Annotated in this window: 5 protein-coding genes and 1 riboswitch; all 5 genes read right to left on the bottom strand. The window is 36.1% G+C overall.

The annotated features are described in order from the left end of the window. Positions 1–151 precede the first annotated feature (151 nt). Positions 152–862 (bottom strand): alpha/beta hydrolase family protein, encoded by a 711-nt coding sequence (locus tag HMPREF3031_RS11855; RefSeq protein WP_002480031.1) that lies wholly within the window; start codon positions 860–862, stop codon positions 152–154. A 176-nt stretch (positions 863–1,038) separates the two neighbouring features. Then, complete coding sequence (gene gmpC / locus HMPREF3031_RS11850; protein ID WP_002480032.1) at positions 1,039–1,881, bottom strand: dipeptide ABC transporter glycylmethionine-binding lipoprotein; 843 nt, start codon at positions 1,879–1,881, stop codon at positions 1,039–1,041. A gap of 23 nt (positions 1,882–1,904) precedes the next feature. Continuing rightward, positions 1,905–2,564 (bottom strand): methionine ABC transporter permease, encoded by a 660-nt coding sequence (locus tag HMPREF3031_RS11845; protein ID WP_002480033.1) that lies wholly within the window; start codon positions 2,562–2,564, stop codon positions 1,905–1,907. Between the two features lies 1 nt (position 2,565). Further along, positions 2,566–3,582, bottom strand: coding sequence for a methionine ABC transporter ATP-binding protein (locus tag HMPREF3031_RS11840; RefSeq protein ID WP_002480034.1), 1,017 nt, complete (start codon positions 3,580–3,582; stop codon positions 2,566–2,568). A 117-nt stretch (positions 3,583–3,699) separates the two neighbouring features. Beyond that, positions 3,700–3,811: riboswitch (SAM riboswitch) on the bottom strand. 183 nt (positions 3,812–3,994) lie between these two features. After that, positions 3,995–4,860 (bottom strand): LPXTG cell wall anchor domain-containing protein (locus HMPREF3031_RS11835; RefSeq protein WP_180363385.1); only part of this gene is annotated, 866 nt, incomplete at its 5' end.

Genomic DNA, 4,860 nt, shown 5'->3' with positions numbered 1-4,860 from the left:
TTTAGCTCACCAGTCCTATTTGACAGAGAGCCAAGAGAATTAAATATGCTTTTCTATGAATTTTAGACATACAAATAACGTTACAATATAAAAAAGGAATGGATTGCTCCATTCCCAATGTGTTTTACTATTATAGTTTCCTTAGAGTTATTTAATTCTCTTCATTTTCTTGTTCTTGATCAACCCATTCTAACATCAAGTCAAAGTGTCTGCCTTCAGGTTCAATGTTATCCATATGAGCTAAACTTGAAAATGCATATAAATCAATCGTGTTTTCAGTATTTTTTGTCACATAATCAATCGTTGTATCAATCTCTACTTGTGTATCATCAAAACCATGAATGATTAATGTTTTAGTATTCAATGGCAAACGTGAAATGGGTGATGCCGCATATAATATATCTTCTGAAACATCACCAAAATATTCTTCTGCTGCGTTTCGTCCTAATTCTTTTGCTTTTGTATATGGTACATCAGTAACAGGTGATAATGCGACAATTCTATCCGCTTCATCTTCATTATTCAATACGAGTTGTCCACCCACTGAATGTCCTATAAGAATCAATGATTGACCTTCACCTACAAATTCAGAATTCCTAAATGTTTGAACTGCTTTTTTAACGTCCTCTTCTGGTGTAGGCCATTTATGTTCTCCACGACGATATTCAACATTTGCGACATTGTAGCCTTTATTTGTTAAAACTTCAATCATTTTATCATTTAAAGAACGATCAAATTTTTGGCGCCAATAACCACCATGAACTAACACAATCCATTTATCAGCATGTTCTCCATTTTTATCATTTGATGCATAAACATCAATTAATTGTTCTTCATGGTCTCCATAATATAATACTTCCATCGATAATCACTCCTAAGTGAATGTGATTTTCTAGCACTAACTCTTTACCCCCTTTTGTCAGTACCCACACTTTGCCGGCTGATAATACATACAAGTTGATGAAGTCTGCATTCGTCACATAAAATTAGCCGACAAACCTAGAAGATTTGCCGGCCATTTAAATGATAGCTGTGTTATTATTTTAAGCTGTCTTGAATTTTTTTGATTTCATCTTGTTTTAAATCAACCACGATTTCGCCATCTTTAACTTCTTCTTTTAAAGCTTTTTGAGCTTCTTTAGAATGATAAAGTGCCGCAACTTTTTTCAATGTTTTATCGTCTTTGTCTTTAGAGTTTACTGCAATAATGTTGATGTATGGTTGTGATGCTTTTGTATCATCTTTTTCTAAGTAGATTGGATCTTTCTTCGCATCTAAACCTGCTTTAGTTGCTACGCCGTTGTTGATAACTGAAATATCTACATCGTCTAATGCACGTGCTGTTTGTTGTGCATCTACTGCTTTGATATCTAAATTCTTTTTGTTTTCTTCGATATCTTTAATGCCGCCTTTTAAACCGAAGTCTTTAGAAAGTTTGATGTAACCTGCTTTTTCTAATAATTTTAATGCACGTGCTTGGTTAGAAACATCGTTTGGAATGATAACTTTCGCACCGTCTTTTAAGTCTTTAATGTCTTTAATCTTTTTAGAATAGATACCTAATGGCGCAAATACTGTCGTACGAATCGGTGTGATTTTTGTACCTTTATTCGCTTTTTCATATTGATCTAAGAATGCAAAGTGTTGGAATGCGTTCATTTCGATATCCCCATCGTTTAGCGCCTTGTTTGGTACATTGTAATCAGAGAATTGTTTAACTTTCACTGTAATACCATCTTTTTTCGCAAGTTCTGCAACTTTATCCCATACTTTTGTTTCGTTAGATGCTACACCGACTGTAACTGTTTTACTATCATCTTTCTTACCGCATGCAGCTAAAAGAACCACAAATGCGATTGCTAATACTAATAATTTCTTCATTCAATGACTTCCCCTTTACTTGTTTAATTTCTACGAATTTTCTTAGCCAAGACATTCCCTAAAGATTGAATCAGCTGAACCATAATAACTAAAATGACTACTGTAATCACAATGACGATTGTGTCGAAACGTTGATAACCATAAGCAAGTGCCAGGTCACCAATACCGCCTCCGCCGACAGCGCCGGCCATGGCAGTTGCTCCGATTAAACCGATAATTGCTGTTGTTAATGCTAAAATCAATGAACCTAATGCTTCAGGTAATAAGAAGTAACGGATGATTTGAAGCGGTGATGCACCCATCGCATTTGCTGCTTCAATCACACCTGAATTCACTTCTAATAATGAGTTTTCAACCAATCTCGCAATATAAGGTGCGACATAAACTGTTAACGGTACGATTGCAGCGGCTGTCCCAATTGATGTACCTACCACTAATTTTGTGAATGGCACAATCGCAATTAATAAAATAATGAAGGGTACCGAACGCAATACGTTGATGACAGGGTTGAGAATATGATAAATCACCACATTTTCCCATATACCATCTTTCTTAGTGACTACAAGTAGTACACCAAGCGGAATACCGATTAAAGAACCGATTACTAATGAAATAGAGACCATCAATAACGTTTGATATAACGCCTCCATTAATTGAGACGAATCTAATGTAGATCCAAGCATGTTATACGACCTCCTCAAATTCAATATGACTTTGTTTCATATAATCAAATGCACGTTGCTTACTTTCATTTGATCCTTTGATACGAAGTGTTAAATAACCGACTGAAGTATCTTGAATATCTGACATCGATGCATAAATAACATTCACATCTAAATTGAAGTCTTTAATTAATGTTTGAATCACTGACAACCCAATTTGTGAACCTTCTAGATAAACTTTGACGTCCACATAATCTGCGTCAGTTGGTAATTGATGAATCATCTTATCACTAATATCTGTACTGATAACTGTAGAAACGAAGCTTTTCGCAGTTTTCGTCTTAGGATGACTGAACACCTCTAATACACTGCCGATTTCGATGACACTGCCTTGCTCCATAACCGCAACTTTATCGCAGATTTGTTGAATCACGCCCATTTCATGGGTAATCAATAAAATGGTAACGTCAAATGTTCGATTGACCTTCTTCAACAATCGCAAGATTGAATCTGTTGTTGCTGGGTCTAAAGCACTTGTTGCTTCATCACATAACAAGATTTTAGGATCAGTAACCAAAGCTCTCGCAATCGCAACTCTTTGTTTTTGACCACCCGATAACTCATTAGGATACTGTGAACCTTTATCTCCTAGACCTACGAACTCAAGCATTTCGTCAACTTTCTCTTTTATGTATGACTTTTCCTTGCCTTCAAGGATGAGCGGCATCGCAACATTATTGAATACTGTCTTAGAATTTAATAAATTGAAATGCTGGAAAATCATGCCTATATTTTTCTTCACTTTACGCAATTCTTTTTTGCTGTATTGATTGATGTCATGACCATCCACAATAATGTTTCCTGATGTCACATTTTCAAGCTTATTGACTAATCGGATTAACGTACTTTTACCAGCACCGCTATACCCGATGACACCGAATATTTCTTGGCGTTCTACAGTAAAGCTGACATCTTTCAAAGCCTGAATTTCCGTTGAGCGTTTACGGAATGTTTTATTGACATCCTTGAACTCAATCATAGGTAAATCCCCCTTAATAATTTGAAATAAATGAATGTTAACTATTTTGAGATAACTCTATAAAAAGAAACTCCCGAGGACTAATGAAACAAGTCCTCGGGATACATATATCGGCTCGTCTCATCTTCACAGTGTTCTACTGTAGGAATTGGCACAGTAATTAATCTTCATAATTAATCCTGTTGCCGAGGCTTCGCAGGGCCTGTCCCTCCGCCTCTCTGGATAAGATAGTTTTATTCAATTCATTTATATTCCATATATTACAAAGTCTGACAGAAAAAGTCAACATTATTTTTCAGAAATTTAGATAAATTTATTCAATTCAAAAAATCTAAAATAAGAAAGCGATTACATTACTCGCAATAAAAAGAACCAGGCCGAAGCCCGGTTCTTACATACTTAGAACTTAATCTTATTCTTCTTCTTTACGACGTCTTGATCCAAGTACTGTTGTTGCACCTAAACCAGCCATAATTGCACCATAAACTAATGCTGCTGTATCGTCTGAACCTGTTTCAGGTAAAGCTTTAGCTGTTTGTTTAGGTTTTGTTGTTACTTTTGGTTGTGGTTGTTCTACATTATGATAAACCACTTTATGCGTAGTTTGTTTACCTACGAATTTATGACCATGATCATTATTTACATTAATGAATCCAGTATAACCATGAGTATCCGATGTTGGTGTACCATTGTTTCCACTTGGTGTAACTGTATCTGGTGTTGTATTTGGTACTGGTACCGTATTCGGTACTGGTACTGTATTTTGTACTGGTACTGTATTTGGCACCGGTACTGTATTCGGTACTGGTACTGTATTCGGTACTGGTACCGTATTTGGTACTGGTACCGGTGTCGGTGTTGGCACTGGTGTCGGTACTGGTGGTGTCACAGTATTGTGTTGTGCTGGAACCAATGGAATCATTGGAATTGTCACTTTTGGTGTGTCTGGTTTTCTGCAAGGTACGATAATTCTTGTATTATCTGCACATTGTAATATTACATTACCTTTCACATCATGATTATATCCAATAATCACAACCGCATTACCGTTCGCATCACAAGGAATATCAACACGTTGACCATCGCTAAAGATAATCACATTCGTATTATCATTATCAATGTAGTTATTGATGATATATATCGGTTGTGTTGGTTGAGCATCTCTGCCGTCACGTCCATCTCTGCCGTCACGTCCATCTCGACCATCTCTACCATCATTTCCTTTTTGAATAGTGATTCTTGATCCATCACTGAATTCAATTACTGTATTACCGTTTG

This window comes from Staphylococcus sp. HMSC072B07, assembly GCF_001815505.1.
Lineage (GTDB): Bacteria > Bacillota > Bacilli > Staphylococcales > Staphylococcaceae > Staphylococcus > Staphylococcus simulans.
The sequence above is the reverse complement of the archived record's forward strand: the minus strand, read 5'-3'. Positions and strand labels throughout refer to the sequence as shown.